Here is a 16,991-nt window from a genome sequence, read left to right as displayed (position 1 = left end):
GTGTCTCCCCCCGTACGGGGGGAGACACGGCCCTGGTGCGTGATTGGCCAAAAGCGGCGCCGGACGAAACCGGCACGGTGCTGGAAGGGGCACAGCGGTGGAACGGGCTCAGTACCGGGGCCGGTTGAACCAGTGGCTGCCGTTGCGGTTGGCGCAGAACACGATGATCAGGATGCCGAGGATCAGGCTGATCAGCGCGAAGACGTTGGCCGTGAGCAGGCTGATCACACTGAACAGCGTGACCACCGAGGCGTAGACGATCGCGGAGACACGCACCCCGCCGTGACCCGTGGCCATTTTCACGGCTGTGAAAATCGCCCAGAACGCGAACCCCAGGACGATCACACCGAGCACGATCATGATGCCCGCGCCGATGTCGCCGACGGTGTTCACGTCGTTCGAGGAGACGTTCGGGTCCGAGGAGAGCTCCTCCTCGAGGTAATCGGCGAACCAGGCGCTGGCCACCATCATCAGCACGCCGCCGAGGGCCTGGAGCCCGCCGAGCACGAACAGCATCACGCGCGCGGCCTTCACGCTGCCCGGCATGACCGCCACGGGGCCCGGCCCCGGCCGGCCGTGGGACTGCGGGAACTGCGGCGCCGAGGGGTAGCCGTAACCGGGCTGGCCGGGGGGCTGCTGCTGCGGGTAGCCGTATCCGGGTCCGCCGTGCTGCTGGGGCGGCTGCCCGTAGGGGTTGTTCGGGTCGCCGAAGCTCATGGCGGTTCTTCCTCCGTTGTCGCTTCAGGTGCGGGGACACGCGGGGCGAGGGTCGGAGGAAGGTCTACAGATGCGGTCCGTCCCCCCGGTACTGCCCGCGGCACTGTCCGTTCATCGTTCTCGACGGATCTGTCGATTGTCCAGCCGCAGACAGATTGTGTTGTGCAAGTGCAACATTGCTGATCTTGGCGGATACGGGTGGAACATGACCGGTGAGAGGGCGGGCCGGGCCCGGCATGTGGGATCGCGAACCTCGCGGTCGCCCGGGGCGCGCCCGCGGTAGGACCTGGGTGGGACCCCCGCACGGTGCGGCCGGAATGCGGGCGGATTGGAACCCGGGCCCGGTCATCCGCGAGGATGGGGCCATGACCGCCCAGATTCTCGATGGCAAGGCCACCGCAGCAGAGATCAAGTCCGATCTGACCGCCCGTGTGGCGGCGTTGAAGGAGAAGGGCATCACGCCCGGCCTCGGCACGATCCTCGTCGGGAACGACCCCGGCAGCCAGAAGTACGTCGCCGGCAAGCACCGGGACTGCGCCCAGGTCGGTATCGCCTCCATCCAGCGGGAGTTGCCCGAAACGGCCACGCAGCAGGAGATCGAGGCGGTCGTCCGCGACCTGAACGAGGACCCGGCCTGCACCGGATACATCGTCCAGCTGCCGCTGCCCAAGGGCATCGACGAGAACCGCATCCTCGAACTCATGGACCCGGACAAGGACGCCGACGGCCTCCACCCGATGAACCTCGGCCGCCTGGTCCTGAACGAGCCGGCCCCGCTGCCCTGCACCCCCAACGGTGTCCTCACCCTGCTGCGCCGCTACGGCGTGGAGATCAAGGGCGCCGAGGTCGTCGTCGTCGGCCGCGGTGTGACCATCGGCCGCCCGATGCCGCTGCTGCTGACCCGGCGCAGCGAGAACGCCACCGTGACCCAGTGCCACACCGGTACCCGCGACCTGTCGGCGCACCTCAAGCGCGCGGACATCATCGTCGCCGCCGCCGGCTCCGCCCATCTCGTCCGCCCCGAGGACGTCAAGCCCGGCGCGGCCGTCCTCGACGTCGGCGTCTCCCGCAGTGCCGAGGGCAAGATCGTGGGTGACGTGCACCCGGGCGTGGCCGAGGTGGCCGGCTGGATCTCCCCGAACCCCGGCGGTGTCGGCCCGATGACCCGGGCTCAGCTGCTGGTCAACGTGGTCGAGGCGGCGGAGCGCAGTGCCGGCTGACCGCAGCGCCCGAGAGGCGGAGACCGGGGCCCGCGAGACCGGGGCGGACTTCGGCGAGACGCACGAGCCGGACCAGGACCAGGACCAGGAGAAGGGACGGGAGCAGGTCGAGGGCCCCGGTGTCGAGGAGGCCTCCGAGGACGTCGCCGACGAGGGCATCACGGTCATCGACCCCGTCAGCGCGCCCGACGCCTCGGGGCGGCCACGGCGTGCCACCCGCCGCTTCCCCCTCTTCACCAGGGACACCGCCCGCCCGGAGGGCGGCGGCCGGGCCGCACCCGGCGACGCTCCCGCGCCCGCCCGGCAGTGGCCGATCCTCGCCGTCCTGCTCGTGGCCGGACTCGGCCTGCTGCTGACGGCGCTCGACCTGTTCCGGATCGGCACACTGCTGATCGGTGTGGCACTGCTGGTCGGCGGGGCGCTGCGCTGGGTGCTGCCGGGCGTCGGCATGCTCGCCGTACGCTCCCGCTTCACGGACATCGTCACGTACGGGGTGCTGGGTCTGTCGATCGCGCTGCTGGCGCTGATGGCGCAGCCCGACCCCTGGCTGGAGATCCCGTTCCTGAAGGACACCCTGCACTTCACCGTCAGCAACAGCTGACGCCCCCGCTGCCCCGTGCCGCCGCCTCGAGCCGTTCGGTGAACGGCGGCCCGTCCTCACCCCCGTGAAAGGACGGGCCGCCGCCGAAAGCAACCTTCCTGCACCGTGAACCGGCTGTTCAACGGCTGTCCGGACGCTGTGGCACGGAAGTGACCGTTCCGGTACGTCCCCCGGATGCCGCGGATCGTCCCGGGAACTTCCGTGAAGTGCCCCCGGGACCCCGGCGGCGTGATAATCATGACGATCCGGGACAACCCGTGATGACTCACGCGTTGTGCCGGTTCCGTTCGGCCGAAGGGGTTGCCGGTGGGAGACTGGGACACGAGCGAGTGAGCGTGCGACGGCGCATGCCCGCGGCCCTGACGCTCCCGTGCGCCCCACCCCGGGAACTGAGATCCTGACTGGCGGCATCCATGTGGGTAGCAGCCGGAACGGGGACTCGACAGAGGCATCACGCGCGAGGGAAATACCAGCACGACCGGGGGAAGGTGGGGAAGCAATGCCTCGTTGGAAGGCCTTGCCGGATGAACTCGATCCGCAGATCAAGGAGTTCACGAGTCAGCTCAGGCGGGTGGTGGACCGCAGTGGCATGAGTGTCGCGTCGGTCTCCGACCGCACGGGCTACAGCAAGACGTCCTGGGAGCGTTACCTGAACGGCCGTCTGCTCGCGCCCAAGGGTGCGATCGTGGCGCTGGCCGAGGTCACCGGAACCAATCCGGTGCACCTGACCACGATGTGGGAGCTGGCCGAGCGGGCCTGGAGCCGCTCGGAGATGCGTCACGACATGACGATGGAGGCGATCAGGATCTCGCAGGCGCGTTCCGCGCTGAGCGAGCTCGCCGGACCGTCGTCGACCGGCGCGGGCGGCCGCGGGCGCAAGGGCGGGGGCGCCGCGGTCCGGCCGGGCGCCGCCGGACCGGCCGGGGGCCCCCCGCTGGTGCCCCCGCAGCCCACCGCCTCGGACGCCCGTGACGCGTCGGGGCCGAACTCCTGGGGCATGGCCGGGTATGCCGGACCGTCCCCGTCGGGCCACCGGGACGGTCCGGCATACCCGGCCGCGCAGCCCGCGGGGGACGGGCGTACGCAGGGTCCGGCGGGCGCGCAGGGCGCACCTCCCCGGGGAGCGGCGGGCCGTGGTGGTTCCGGTGGCAAGCGGTGGACGGGGACGTTCCTCGCGGGCGCCGTCGGCGTGCTGGTGGTGATCGCGGCCGCGTTCTACGTCACCGGGCTCGACGGCGGCAAGGAGGGCGAGGCGGTGAAGTCACCCTCGCCCACGGCCTCCGTCCCCGCGAATCTGCCCGCCGGAGTGGAGTGCAGCGGCGACAGCTGCCACGGCAAGGACGCGGAGAGCATGGGGTGCAGCGGTGATCTCGTGACCACGACGCAGACGGCGACCGTCGGCACCACCTTCGTCGAGGTCCGCTACAGCGAGGCCTGCGGTGCCGCGTGGGGCCGGATCACCCAGGCCGCGCAGGGCGACACGGTCGAGATCACCGGCGGGAAGGGCAAGCAGAGCGACAGCATCACCGAGGTCGGCGACACGGTCACGTACACCCCGATGATGGCGGTCGGGAAGGCGGCGGACGCCAAGGCCTGTGTGGTGCTGGCCTCCGGCGAGGAGGGGTGCACGGAGGAGACGGCGGCGGGGGCCGCGGAGTAGGTCCCCGGCACGCGCCGCCGACCCGACGAGTACGGGCGCAGGGCGGCGGGCGCCGGCGTGCGGTGCGGTGCGGGACGGGAACGGCCCTCCGGGGCACGTCGTCGGCACGCCCGCCGGTGCGTACGGGGTTCGGCGCGTCCGCCGGTGCGGCCCCGGTACGGCTTCCGGGACCCTCCCGATCCGGCCGGCCCCCGGTGAAGTTCGTGGCGCGGGACGGGCATGGGACGGTGAATTCCGGGCATGTGCACGTCACCCCCACGGGAGTCCGGCAGGATCGGTCACCCGAACGGCGGCCGCCCCCGTCCCCCCTCCCGGAGGGGCGGCCGCCTTTCCCCTGGGCACGCTCACGTACCCCCCGGTCACTCTGTGGGACGGGCCACATGGAGCCCGGCCGTCCACGATCGTGGATGCGCGATAGCCTGACCGCTGGATCTCTTGACGCCAAGAGATCGATCATCCAGCGGTGATCCCTCCGTAGCGGTGATCGATCATCGCGGCGGGCACCGGTCACGAGCCGGACGGGATCCCGTACCCCGGGGGCAGGGACGCCCCACCGCCAGCTGTCATACGGAGAACGCCATGACCCGCACTCCCGTGAACGTCACCGTCACCGGCGCGGCCGGCCAGATCGGTTACGCCCTGCTCTTCCGCATCGCCTCCGGCCAGCTGCTCGGCGCGGACGTGCCGGTCAAGCTGCGTCTGCTGGAGATCACCCCCGCGCTCAAGGCGGCCGAGGGCACGGCCATGGAGCTGGACGACTGCGCGTTCCCGCTGCTCCAGGGCATCGAGATCTCGGACGACCCGAACGTGGCCTTCGACGGCGCCAACGTCGCCCTTCTCGTGGGCGCCCGCCCGCGCACCAAGGGCATGGAGCGCGGCGACCTCCTGGAGGCCAACGGCGGCATCTTCAAGCCGCAGGGCCAGGCCATCAACGCCCACGCCGCGGACGACATCCGGGTGCTCGTGGTCGGCAACCCGGCCAACACCAACGCGCTCATCGCCCAGGCCGCCGCGCCGGACGTACCGGCCGAGCGCTTCACCGCGATGACCCGCCTGGACCACAACCGCGCGCTGACCCAGCTGGCGAAGAAGACGGGCTCGACGGTCGCCGACATCAAGCGCCTGACCATCTGGGGCAACCACTCCGCCACGCAGTACCCGGACATCTTCCACGCCACCGTCGCCGGCAAGAACGCCGCCGAGGTCGTCAACGACGAGAAGTGGCTGGCCGAGGACTTCATCCCGACCGTCGCCAAGCGCGGTGCCGCGATCATCGAGGCCCGTGGCGCCTCGTCGGCCGCCTCCGCCGCCAACGCGGCCATCGACCACGTGCACACCTGGGTCAACGGGACCGAGGACGGCGACTGGGTCTCCATGGGCATCCCGTCGGACGGCTCCTACGGCGTCCCGGAGGGCCTGATCTCCTCCTTCCCGGTCACCGCGAAGGACGGAAAGTACGAGATCGTCCAGGGTCTGGAGATCAACGACTTCTCCCGTGCCCGTATCGACGCCTCCGTCAAGGAGCTCGAGGAGGAGCGCGAGGCGGTCCGCGGTCTCGGCCTCATCTGATCACCTGGTCCGACCACGGACGACCACGGACCACGGGCCCCGCACCGGTGCTGACCGGTGCGGGGCCCGTCCCGTGTGCGGGGTAAAAGCTCTCCCCAAAGCTTGACTCATGTCACATGATCGCACTCTTGACAATCGGGTTCCCTCTGGCGTAGCGGCTCCCCTATGCTGATGGCTCGTCAACTCCTCTGTCACCGAGGACGCACGCAGCATCGGGGGGACCGGCATGGGCACTGCCTGCGTGCCGCAGCAACCGCATCATCCGGACGGCCCGGCTCCGCCGGAGTTCCCGGCCGTCGCACCGCACGCCAGCGAGGCGACCCGGCTGCTGTGCGGAGGCGCCTACGTGGACGCCGACTACCGCGACCGCGTCATCGAGGAGCTGTATCTCCACGAGCAGCGGATCGTGGCCCCCTCGCTGGGCTTCGACGCGGCCCGGGTCCTCGCGCATGCGCTGCGGGCCCGCCGCCAGGAGCTGCTCTGGTCCGCCGCCGTCGTCGGGCTCTGGACGGTGGGCATCGCGGTGACCGGCGGGCTGCTGGCCGGCCTGCTGCTGCCCAGTCTGCTGCTCGGCCTCGCGGCCTGGGTCAGGGGCGGCGCCCAGGAGCCCCCCTTCCACCGGCTGTTCCCCGCCTTCGTGCTGCGCTGGGCGGGCCGCATCCAGTTCACGATGTACGTGTTCCTCGTCGGCGCCATGGCCTTCGGCGCCGATCCGAGCGGCTCCGGTTCCTCGTCCGGCTCGTCCGACTCCGGCAGTTCCTACGGCAGTTCCTATGGCGCGAGCGGTTCCGGCGGTTTCGACGACCTGGGTCTGCCCTTCGCGGTGACGGTCGAGCCCTGGCGGGCCTGGCCGGCCATCGGGGTCCTCGCGCTGATCGCGTGGTGCGCGGCGGTCCAGCGCGACGGGTTCGCCCGGGCGTTCGCCGCGGAACTGTCCCCGCAGCGCTTCCCGGACGTGGCGAACGACCCCGCGGAGCAAGCCGAGGGGGAGAGGTTCGCCCGGCTGACGGGACGCATCCGGCGGGAGCAGCACGCGCCGCTGATCATGTACGACGAGGAGCGTCCCTTCTGCGGAGCGGGAGCCGCGCACGACACCTGGGTGCTCGCCGTGGAGCTCCGGCCGGACGAGGAGCAGAAGCGGCGGCAGCCGCTCGGCAACCGTGTGATCCTCGACCGGATCCGGCCCCTGATCGAGCAGCTGCGTGAACCCGCCGAGCACGCGGGCACCCCCGTGCGCGACCGACTGCGCGGGCTGGAGATCGACGAGTGCGTGTTCCTCCCCGTCGAAGGGCTGACCGATCGTGACCAGGCCCCCTACACGCCGGAGGCGTTCGAGCGGCATTGGCTGCGGGCGGTCGAGGAGGGCGGCGAGAAGCGGCGGCACTTCCTGCGGATCCGGGTCGGCGGCTGGGAGGAGGAACTGGTCGTCACGGTGTACGTACGGGTCCACACCCAGGGCCGCATGCTCATGCTGGAGATCGCCCCGCACGTCATGGCCCCGGTACGCCAGGATTTCAAGCGTGCCGACCACCTCGCGCACCGGGTCCGCACCGGCCCGGTGCCGGCGAGGATCGCCTCGACGGCGACCCTGGTGCCCGGTTCCGCGGGCCGCGCCCTGGTCTCCCTGTTCCGCGGCGCGCTCTTCGCCTGGCGGCTGCTCACCGGTGGGCACCGGAGCGCGCTGCCCGAGGGCCCCGCCCTCTCGGTGCGTGAACTGGCCGCGATCGACACGGGATCCACGTTCCAGGAGATGGACGTGGCCCGTTACCTCCGGAGCATCCAGGACCGCGTCGGACGCGGGGTACGGCTCGCACTCGCCGAAGCCGGTTACGAGACCGGCGAGTTCGTCCAGAAGATCGTGAACATCAGTAACGGCGCCGTCAGCATCAACCGGGTCGAGGGCTCCACCTTCGCCATCGGTGAGAAGGCCAGCGCCACCACCGGCGGCCCCGGGCCGCAGAAGGGGGCCTCCGGGCATGGCGGCACGTGAGGAGCAGCAGGGCGTCAGCATCGGGGACGTCCACGGCAGTACCTTCGCCATCGGCAGCAACGCGCGTGCGGAGAGCCACCACGGTATCCCGGCGCCGCGCGCCGCCGCCGACGAGGAACTGCTCACCGCGGTAAGGGAACTGCGGGTCGATCTGGCCCGGCTGCGGCAGAGTGAGCAGACCGCACGGCTGGACGAGGCCCTCGCGGACACCGAGGAGGAGATCGGCCGGACCGGTGCGGCCGGGGAGAGCCGCCGTCGGCGGCTGCGCGACCTGCTCGCGGACGCCGAGACCGTCACGGCGCTGCTCGCCTCGGCCGGGACGGTGGCGGGACTGCTCGGGATGTGACGCCGGCGGGCGACATGACGAGGGGAACGAGAAGAAGAACGCGGGGACGAGGGGACGAGGGGACGAGGGGGAAGCGGTGAGCGGAGGGCCGGGACCGCGGTACTGGAACGAGGAGACCCAGCGCTGGGAGGAAGGGGGTCCCGGGGAGCAGGGGAACCCGGGGAGGCGGGGGGAGCCGAGGAGTGAGGGCGCGGGCGCGGCCACGCCGACCGTGACGCCGACGCAGCCGGTGACGCCCTCCCCGAGTGGCCCGCCGCCCCCGGACGTCTTGCCCTCCGCCCCCACCCTCACGGGCATCCGGTGGCCGGGCGGCGGTACCCCGTCGGTGCCCTCCGGGCAGCCCGCGCCGGCCCTCTGGTCGTCTCCCGAGCTGCCCCACGGTCCCGCCGGGCCACCCGCCCCGCCCGTTCCCCCGCCGCCGGCGCGGCACGGGCTCGACCGGAGACGGGCGTGGGCCGTGGTGGGCGGGGCCGCCGCGGCCGGGGTGGCCGTGGGGCTGGTGCTGACCCAGACCCTGGGAGGCGGCGAGGGGGCGGACGGCCGGGAGGACGACAGGGCCGCCTCGGCGAGCGTGTCGCAGCCCGCGGGTTCCGGAACCCCCGGACCGCAGGAGCCACCCGCCCCGCGACAGCCGTCCTTCTCCGCCGGGCAGACCGCGCCGTCCACCCCGGACCCGGACAGCACCGTCCCCGCCGGTTACGACCGGTACACCGACTCCCAGGGCTTCACCATCGCCCGCCCCGAGGGATGGACCCGTACCAGCGTGTCCTCCCAGTACGGCATGGACGTGGTCAGCTACCGCGGTCCCGGCAGCGGCAGGCGGCTCCAGGTGTTCGAGGTGGCGGAGCCCTCGCCCGACGCGTCGTACGAACTGTTCCTCTCCGACGCCACCCCGAAGGCCCCCGGATTCGAGCAGCTCTCCCTGGAGACGCTGGACGACGGCGACTTCACCGGCTCCCGGCTGGAGTACCTCGCGGACTCCTTCGGAGGAGAGCCCGACATCGGGACCTGGCACGTCGTCGACCTGCGCTTCCAGGCCGCCGACGGCAAGCTGTACGCGCTCGCCGCCTACGGGGCCGACTCCGACGGTCACGAGGACGAGCGCGAGCTGATCCGGACCGCCCTCGCGCACTTCTGCCCGCCGGACACCACCTGCGGGACGGGCACGGACCTCGACTGAACCGATCGCGGCCGACGATACGGGGCACTTTCCCCGCTTTCGCTCGCATGTTCCGTGACGCTGCGCACTTCCCGCCGTGAATCGCGCATGCATACGGAGCCCGCGGGCAGGAGCCCTCCCGCTCCGTGGGCGACGCCTGTGTGACTCGACCTGGTCACTCGACCCGTGTCACTCGCGGGCACCGAACAGGAACGGAAGGCAGCAGGCGATCATGGCGGACACCACAGAACTTCAGGTGCGCACCTCCATCCACGTGGGAGGCGAGTGGCGGGCGGCCGTCTCGGGGGCCACGCGCGAGATCCTCGACCCCGCGGACGCCCTGCCGTTCGCCGTCGTCGCGGAGGGCGACGAGAAGGACGCCGACCTCGCGGTGGCCGCCGCCCGGCGCGCCTTCGACGAGGGCCCGTGGCCGCACACCCCGGTCACCGAACGGGCCGCGCTGCTGCGCCGCGTCGCCGGTCTCCTCGTCCGGGACCGGGAGGAACTCGGCCTGCTGGAGAGCCGGGACGCGGGCAAGACCCTCGAGGAGGGGCGCGTCGACATCGACTGTGTCGCCGACGCCTTCCGCTACTTCGCCGACCTGGTCGCCGGGGAGGCCCCCGGCCGGGTCGTCGACGCGGGTTCCACCGACGTCCACAGCGTCGTCGTGCACGAGCCCGTCGGTGTCTGCGCCATGATCACGCCCTGGAACTATCCGCTGCTCCAGGCCAGTTGGAAGATCGCCCCGGCGCTCGCGGCCGGCAACACCTTCGTCGTCAAGCCCAGCGAGATCACCCCGCTGACCACGGCCGCCCTCATCGGCCTGCTGGCCGAGGCGGGTCTGCCCGCCGGGGTCGCCAACATCGTCACCGGCCCCGGCCACACCGTCGGCGCCCGGCTCGCCGAACACCCCGACGTCGACCTGGTCTCCTTCACCGGCGGACTGGTCAGCGGCACCAAGGTCGCCGAGGCCGCCGCGCCGACCGTGAAGAAGGTCGCCCTCGAACTCGGCGGCAAGAACCCCAACGTGGTCTTCGCCGACTCCTGCGCCACGGAGGAAGGCTTCGACACCGCCGTCGACCAGGCGCTCAACGCGGCCTTCATCCACAGCGGCCAGGTCTGCTCGGCGGGCGCGCGGCTCATCGTCGAGGAGTCGGTCCGCGACCGCTTCGTCACCGAACTCGCCCGCCGCGCCGAGCGGATCAGGCTCGGCCGGGGCACCGCGGACGGCGTCGAGTGCGGCCCGCTGGTCTCCGGGCAGCAGCGCGACAAGATCGAGGCGTACGTCGCCTCCGCGCTGAAGGAGGGGGCGGTGCTGCGCTCCGGCGGCAAGCGTCCCGAGCCGTCCGCCGAGCGGCCCGAGGCCGGCTACTTCTACGAGCCGACCGTCCTCGACCACTGCCACCGCGAGATGCGGGTGGTGCGTGAGGAGGTGTTCGGGCCGGTCCTCACCGTCGAGACCTTCCGCACCGAGGACGAGGCCGTCGCCCTCGCCAACGACACCGAGTACGGGCTGGCCGGCGCCGTCTGGACCGCCGACGCGGGCCGCGCCCGGCGGGTGGCCGGACGGCTGCGCCACGGCACCGTGTGGATCAACGACTTCCACCCCTACCTCCCGCAGGCGGAGTGGGGCGGATTCGGCAAGAGCGGAGTGGGCCGCGAACTCGGCCCGGCGGGCCTCGCCGAGTACCGCGAGACCAAGCACATCTACCAGAACCTCGCACCGAAGCCGGTGCGCTGGTTCGCGGGCTGAGCCCGCCACCGCCGGGCGGCCCGCACGGCGAACGCGGCACCGTGGCGAGAGGCGGCCCCCGCGCCTCCCTTCCCGGAACCCGCGGCACCTGCGGTACCCACGGTGCCCAGGGCGCGCGCGGCGCCCCGGCGTGTCCGGGCAGCGGGGCCCTCGTGCCGCCCCACCGCTTCGAACCGCACGCCGCACCGCACGCCGCACAGCACCCCGCCCACCCCGTCCCGAGTCCCCGGAGGAGCGACAGTCCATGCCAGAGCGCACCCACGAGCCCGAGCAGGTGCACGAACACCGCCACGAGCCCGACCGAGAGCACGGTCAGGACGCCACCCGCGACCACACGTACGACTACGTCGTCGTCGGCGGCGGCACCGCAGGGTCCGTCATCGCCTCCCGGCTGACGGAGAACCCGGACGTCACCGTCGCGGTCATCGAGGGCGGCCCCAGCGACGTGGGCCGCGACGACGTGCTGACCCTGCGCCGCTGGATGGGCCTGCTCGGCGGCGAGCTGGACTACGACTACCCCACCACCGAGCAGCCACGCGGCAACTCGCACATCCGGCACAGCCGGGCCCGTGTCCTCGGCGGATGCTCCTCGCACAACACCCTCATCGCGTTCAAGCCGCTCCCGTCCGACTGGGACGAGTGGGAGCAGGCCGGCGCCGAGGGGTGGGGCGCGGTGCAGATGGAGGCGTACTACGCCCGGCTCAAGAACAACATCGTCCCGGTCGACGAGAAGGACCGGAACGCCATCGCCCGTGACTTCGTCGACGCCGCGCAGAGCGCGCTGGGCGTGCCGCGCGTCGAGGGCTTCAACAGGAAGCCGTTCGACGACGGCGTCGGCTTCTTCGACCTCGCCTACCACCCGGAGAACAACCAGCGCTCCTCGGCGTCGGTCGCCTATCTGCACCCGGTGATGGACGAACGCCCCAACCTGACGCTCCTGCTGGAGACCTGGGCGTACCGGCTGGAGCTGAACGGCACCCGCGCCGAGGGCGTCCACGTCCGCACCAAGGACGGCGAGGAGATCCTCGTCCGGGCCCGCGGCGAGGTCCTGCTGTGTGCCGGCGCCGTCGACTCGCCCCGGCTGCTGCTGCACTCCGGCATCGGTCCGAAGGCCGATCTGGAGGCGCTCGGCATACCCGTGGCGCACGACCTTCCCGGTGTCGGCGAGAACCTGCTCGACCACCCCGAATCGGTGATCGTCTGGGAGACGAACGGACCCATCCCGGACAACTCCGCGATGGACTCCGACGCCGGCCTGTTCGTGCGCAGGGACCCCGGACACGCGGGTCCCGACCTGATGTTCCACTTCTACCAGATCCCGTTCACGGACAATCCGGAGCGCCTCGGCTACCGGCGGCCGGAGTTCGGCGTCTCGATGACCCCGAACATCCCCAAGCCGAAGAGCCGCGGCCGGCTCTACCTGACCAGCGCCGACCCGGAGGTCAAGCCCGCGCTGGACTTCCGCTACTTCACCGACGCGGACGACTACGACGGCCGCACCCTCGTCGACGGCATCCGCATCGCCCGCGAGATCGCGCGGACCGAACCGCTGGCCCACTGGCTCAAGCGCGAGGTGGCCCCCGGCCCCGACGTCACCGGTGACGAGGAGCTGAGCGAGTACGCCCGTAAGGTCGCGCACACCGTCTACCACCCGGCGGGCACCTGCCGGATGGGCGCGGCGGCCGACGAACAGGCCGTGGTCGACCCCGAGTTGCGGGTCCGCGGGCTGCAGGGCATCCGGATCGCGGACGCCTCCGTCTTCCCGACCATGACCGCCGTCAACCCGATGATCGGTGTGCTGATGGTCGGCGAGCGGGCCATCGACCTGATCGGGGGCGGTGTGCGATGAGTACCGCGACCTCTGCCACCCCCCGGCCCTCCGGCACCACCGCCGGCCCGGCGGCCGGCCCGCCCGTCTTCTCCGTCGACGGGCTGTGGAAGGTCTTCGGCCCGAAGGCCGACCGTGTCCCCGGCGACCCCGGGCTCGCCGCGCTCGACCCGGCCGACCTGCGTGCCCGCACCGGCTGCACGGCCGCCGTGCGGGACGTCGGCTTCGACGTCCGCAAGGGCGAGGTGTTCGTCGTCATGGGCCTGTCCGGCTCCGGCAAGTCCACGCTGGTGCGCTGTCTGACCCGGCTGATCGAGCCGACCGCGGGCACCATCGCCATCGACGGCGAGGACGTCCGCGCGATGGACAGGGCACGGCTGCGCGAACTGCGCCGGCACCGCGCCGCCATGGTCTTCCAGCACTTCGGCCTGCTGCCGCACCGCACGGTCCTGGACAACGTGGCCTACGGCCTCGAGATCCAGGGCATGGGCAGGGCGCAGCGGCGCGAGAAGGCCGCCGAGGTCGTCGCCAAGGTGGGCCTGGAAGGCATGGAGCAGCGCAGACCGGCCCAGCTCTCCGGCGGTCAGCGCCAGCGTGTGGGGCTGGCCCGCGCACTCGCCGTCGACCCCGAAGTGCTTTTGTTCGACGAGCCGTTCAGCGCGCTCGACCCCCTCATCCGGCGCGACATGCAGGAGGAGGTGATCCGGCTGCACCGCGAGGAGGGCCGCACGATGGTCTTCATCACCCACGACCTGGGCGAGGCCCTGAGGCTGGGCGACCGTATCGCCCTGATGCGCGACGGACGGGTGGTCCAGCTGGGCACACCCGAGGAGATCGTGGGCTCGCCCGCCGACGACTACGTCCGCGACTTCGTCCGGGACGTCCCGCGCGAACAGGTCCTCACCGTCCGTACGGCCATGCGCCCCGCCTCCTCGGCGGACGAGGCCGGCACCGGCCCCGCGGTCCGTCCCGACGCCACGGTGTCGGAGGCCATCGAGGCCGTGGCCCGCGCGGGCACCCCGGCCCGGGTCCTCGACCAGGGCCGCTGCGTGGGAATCGTCGACTCCGCAGCGTTGCTGTCGGTCGTCGCGGGGATGGGAGCGGGGACGCCCACCCACCTGGGGCCGCCCGCAGAACCCGGGCCCAAGCCCTCCACCGCACCCGCCCCCGAGCCCTCCGCCGGGACGGAGCGCCCCGAGGGGGCAATCTGATGGCGACCGTCACCGCGGCCGCCCCCCGGGCCGGCGGCCGGCCGGGGCTGCTCGGACGTACCGCCGTGCGCAAGCTGCTGCTGCTCGCCGTGGCCGCCGCGGTCCTCGTCCCGTTCGCCGCCGCCCGCTGGGCGAGCGGCAGCTGGCCCGAGGCCCTGACCGTCGACGTCTCCGGACCGCTGGCAGACGTCAGCGACTGGATCATCGACAACCGGGACTCCCACCCCCTCTTCCTCCACTTCTTCGGCCACGTCAGCAACGTCGTCGTCATCGCCGTACGAGCCGTCTACCTCGCCCTCCTCGCCGTCGGGTGGGCGGGAGCGACCGCCGTCGCCGCCCTGGTCGCCTGGCGGGTCGCGGGCGTACGGCTCGCGCTCGGCACCGCCGCCGCGTTCCTCGCCTGCGGTCTGCTCGGCATGTGGGTGCCCACCATGCAGACGCTCGCCCTGATGGTGGTCGCGGTCGCCGCGTCCGTCCTCCTCGGCGCGCTGCTCGGGCTCGCCGCCGGACTCTCCGACCGCATGGACCGCGTCCTGCGCCCGGTGCTGGACACCATGCAGGTGTTCCCCGCCTTCGCCTACCTCCTGCCGGTCGTGCTGGTGTTCGGCATCGGTGTCCCCGCCGCCGTCCTGGCCACCGTCGTCTACGCCGCGCCGCCCATGGCCCGGCTGACCTCGCTCGGCCTGCGCGGTGCGGACAGGGAGGTGCTGGAGGCCGTCGAGTCGCTCGGCGCCGGCGCCCGTCAGCGCCTGCTGACCGCCCGTATCCCGCTGGCCCGCAAGGAACTCCTCCTCGGCCTCAACCAGACGATCATGATGGCGCTGTCCATGGCCGTCATCGCCTCGGTGATCGGCGCGGGCGGCCTCGGCGACCGTGTCTACCAGGCGCTGGCCTCGGTCGACGTCGGCGCGGCCCTCGCCGCCGGCATCCCGATCGTGCTCCTCGCCGTCGTCCTCGACCGGGTCACCGGCGCGGCCGGGGCGGACCTCGGCGAGGCGCCCCGGCCCCGTAGGCACTGGCTGTACGTCGTGGCCGGCGCCGCGGCCGTCGCGGTCGCCGGACGTCTGGCGGGCCGGCTGGAGTGGCCCGACGGGTGGGTCGTCGCCCTCGCCGAACCGGTCAACCGGGCCGTCGGCTGGATGACCGGCCACCTGTACTCGGGCGTCCCCGTCGTCGGCGGCACCGCCGACTGGGCCGCGCGCTTCACCACCTGGGTGCTCGACCCGGTCCGCGACGGACTGCAGTGGCTGCCCTGGTGGTCGGTGCTGCTCGTCGTCGCCGCCCTCGCCTGGCTGATCGGCACGTGGCGCACCGCGCTCACCGCCGTCCTCGCGATGGCCGCCATCGGGGTGCTCGGGGTGTGGACCCCGTCCCTCGACACGCTCTCCCAGGTCCTCGCGGCCGTCGCCGTCACTCTCGTCGTCGGCTTCACGACCGGACTCGCCGCGTCCCGCAGCGACCGGTTGGAGCGGCTGCTGCGGCCGGTCCTGGACGTGTTCCAGACGATGCCGCAGTTCGTGTACCTGATCCCGGTCGTCGCCCTGTTCGGCGTCGGCCGTGCCCCCGCCGTCGCCGCCGCCGTCGTCTACGCGCTGCCGGCCGTCGTCCGCATCACCACCCAGGGGCTGCGCCAGGTCGACCCGGCGGCGATGGAGTCGGCCCGCTCGCTCGGCGCGACCAGCGGCCAGCAACTGCGCCAGGTCCAGCTCCCGCTGGCCCGCCCTGCGCTGCTCCTCGCCGTCAACCAGGGCCTGGTCCTGGTCCTCGCCGTCGTCATCATCGGCGGCCTGGTCGGCGGTGGCGCGCTCGGCTACGACGTCGTCTTCGGCCTCGCCCAGGGCGACCTCGCGACCGGCCTGGTCGCGGGAGCCGCGATCGTCTGCCTGGGCCTGATGCTCGACCGGGTGACCCAGCCCACCGAACGCCGTGTGAAGAAGGGAGCGTGACATGCGATGTCGTACGACGTCGGCCGTGGCCGGAGTCTCGGCGCTCGTCCTGCTGACCGGCTGCGGTGCCGCCGACATGACCAAGCAGGCCTCGCCGTTCGCCAACGCCGAGGGCGCGCGGACGGTCACCCTGTCCGTGCAGTCCTGGGTGGGCGCCCAGGCCAACGTGGCCGTCGCCCAGTACCTGCTGGAGAACGAACTCGGCTACCGCGTCGACACCGTGCAGGTCGACGAGGTGCCCGCCTGGGACGCGCTCAGCCAGGGCCGGGTCGACGCCATCCTGGAGGACTGGGGCCACCCCGAACAGGAGCAGCGGTACGTCGAGGACAAGAAGACGATCACACCGGGCGGCGAGCTGGGGGTCACCGGGCACATCGGCTGGTTCGTGCCGACGTACTTCGCCGAGCAGCACCCCGACGTCACCGACTGGAAGAACCTCGACAAGTACGCCGATCGGTTCCGCACCGCGGAGAGCGGCGGCAAGGGCCAGCTCCTGGACGGCTCACCGTCGTACGTCACCAACGACAAGGCGCTGGTGAAGAACCTGAAGCTGGACTTCGAGGTGGTGTTCGCCGGCTCGGAAGCCGCGCAGATCACCCAGATCCAGCAGTTCGCCAAGGAGCAGAAGCCCTTCCTCAGCTACTGGTACACACCCCAGTGGCTGTTCCAGAAGGTGCCCATGACCGAGGTGAAGCTGCCCGCGTACGAGGAGGGCTGCGACGCCGATCCGGAGAAGGTCGCCTGCGCCTACCCGCACACCCCGCTGCAGAAGTACCTCAACGCGGACTTCGCGGAGGACGGCGGCGACGCGGCGGACTTCCTGAAGAGGTTCCAGTGGACGACCGAGGACCAGAACGAGGTCTCCCTGATGATCGCCGAGCAGCGGATGAAGCCCCAGGAAGCGGCGCAGAAGTGGGTGGACGGCAACGAGTCCACCTGGAAGGCCTGGCTGTCCTGACGGACGGTCCGCCCGGTCCCCCGGTACGCGGCC

13 protein-coding genes are annotated in these 16,991 nt (G+C 72.3%); 12 read left to right on the top strand and 1 reads right to left on the bottom strand.

Annotated elements, in window-relative coordinates:
• Positions 1-108: 108 nt before the first annotated feature.
• Entirely contained in the window at positions 109-717 is a 609-nt protein-coding gene (locus ACFWVE_RS32650; protein WP_384022087.1) for a hypothetical protein, read from the bottom strand.
• 365 nt (positions 718-1,082) lie between these two features.
• Here ACFWVE_RS32650 and ACFWVE_RS32645 point away from each other — a divergent pair, with 365 nt between their 5' ends.
• The 12 genes from ACFWVE_RS32645 to ACFWVE_RS32590 all read left to right on the top strand — a co-directional run bounded on the left by ACFWVE_RS32645 (position 1,083) and on the right by ACFWVE_RS32590 (position 16,958).
• Positions 1,083-1,937 (top strand): bifunctional methylenetetrahydrofolate dehydrogenase/methenyltetrahydrofolate cyclohydrolase, encoded by an 855-nt coding sequence (locus ACFWVE_RS32645; RefSeq protein WP_384022084.1) that lies wholly within the window; start codon positions 1,083-1,085, stop codon positions 1,935-1,937.
• 157 nt (positions 1,938-2,094) lie between these two features.
• Positions 2,095-2,538, top strand: coding sequence for a DUF3017 domain-containing protein (locus ACFWVE_RS32640; RefSeq protein WP_384022090.1), 444 nt, complete (start codon positions 2,095-2,097; stop codon positions 2,536-2,538).
• A 499-nt stretch (positions 2,539-3,037) separates the two neighbouring features.
• A complete protein-coding gene (locus ACFWVE_RS32635) occupies positions 3,038-4,198 on the top strand; it encodes a DUF2690 domain-containing protein (RefSeq protein ID WP_384022081.1) in 1,161 nt (386 codons plus the stop codon).
• 579 nt (positions 4,199-4,777) lie between these two features.
• Positions 4,778-5,767, top strand: coding sequence for a malate dehydrogenase (locus tag ACFWVE_RS32630; protein ID WP_384022078.1), 990 nt, complete (start codon positions 4,778-4,780; stop codon positions 5,765-5,767).
• A gap of 226 nt (positions 5,768-5,993) precedes the next feature.
• Complete coding sequence (locus ACFWVE_RS32625) at positions 5,994-7,757, top strand: hypothetical protein (protein WP_384022076.1); 1,764 nt, start codon at positions 5,994-5,996, stop codon at positions 7,755-7,757.
• Positions 7,744-8,103 carry a hypothetical protein gene (locus tag ACFWVE_RS32620; protein ID WP_384022073.1) on the top strand — a complete coding sequence of 120 codons (360 nt, stop codon included), beginning with the start codon at positions 7,744-7,746 and terminating at the stop codon, positions 8,101-8,103. The genes ACFWVE_RS32625 and ACFWVE_RS32620 overlap by 14 nt, the downstream gene beginning before the upstream one ends.
• Positions 8,104-8,560: 457 nt before the next feature.
• Complete coding sequence (locus tag ACFWVE_RS32615) at positions 8,561-9,283, top strand: hypothetical protein (RefSeq protein WP_384022070.1); 723 nt, start codon at positions 8,561-8,563, stop codon at positions 9,281-9,283.
• A 211-nt stretch (positions 9,284-9,494) separates the two neighbouring features.
• Positions 9,495-11,015 (top strand): aldehyde dehydrogenase family protein, encoded by a 1,521-nt coding sequence (locus ACFWVE_RS32610; RefSeq protein WP_384022067.1) that lies wholly within the window; start codon positions 9,495-9,497, stop codon positions 11,013-11,015.
• 244 nt (positions 11,016-11,259) lie between these two features.
• The gene (locus ACFWVE_RS32605) at positions 11,260-12,864 is read left to right on the top strand and encodes a GMC family oxidoreductase (protein ID WP_384022064.1); all 1,605 of its coding nucleotides are present in this window, start codon (positions 11,260-11,262) and stop codon (positions 12,862-12,864) included.
• On the top strand, positions 12,861-14,054 hold the full coding sequence (locus ACFWVE_RS32600; RefSeq protein WP_384022061.1) for a glycine betaine/L-proline ABC transporter ATP-binding protein: 1,194 nt from the start codon (positions 12,861-12,863) through the stop codon (positions 14,052-14,054). The genes ACFWVE_RS32605 and ACFWVE_RS32600 overlap by 4 nt, the downstream gene beginning before the upstream one ends.
• Positions 14,054-16,000, top strand: a complete 1,947-nt coding sequence (locus ACFWVE_RS32595) for an ABC transporter permease (RefSeq protein WP_384022059.1) — start codon at positions 14,054-14,056, stop codon at positions 15,998-16,000. The genes ACFWVE_RS32600 and ACFWVE_RS32595 overlap by 1 nt, the downstream gene beginning before the upstream one ends.
• 1 nt (position 16,001) lies before the next feature.
• Complete coding sequence (locus ACFWVE_RS32590; RefSeq protein ID WP_384022056.1) at positions 16,002-16,958, top strand: ABC transporter substrate-binding protein; 957 nt, start codon at positions 16,002-16,004, stop codon at positions 16,956-16,958.
• Positions 16,959-16,991 lie beyond the last annotated feature (33 nt).

It is taken from the genome of Streptomyces sp. NPDC058632, from assembly GCF_042717095.1.
Classification (GTDB): domain Bacteria; phylum Actinomycetota; class Actinomycetes; order Streptomycetales; family Streptomycetaceae; genus Streptomyces.
Note: the sequence above shows the minus strand (reverse complement) of the source record. Positions and strands in the feature narration are given on the sequence as shown.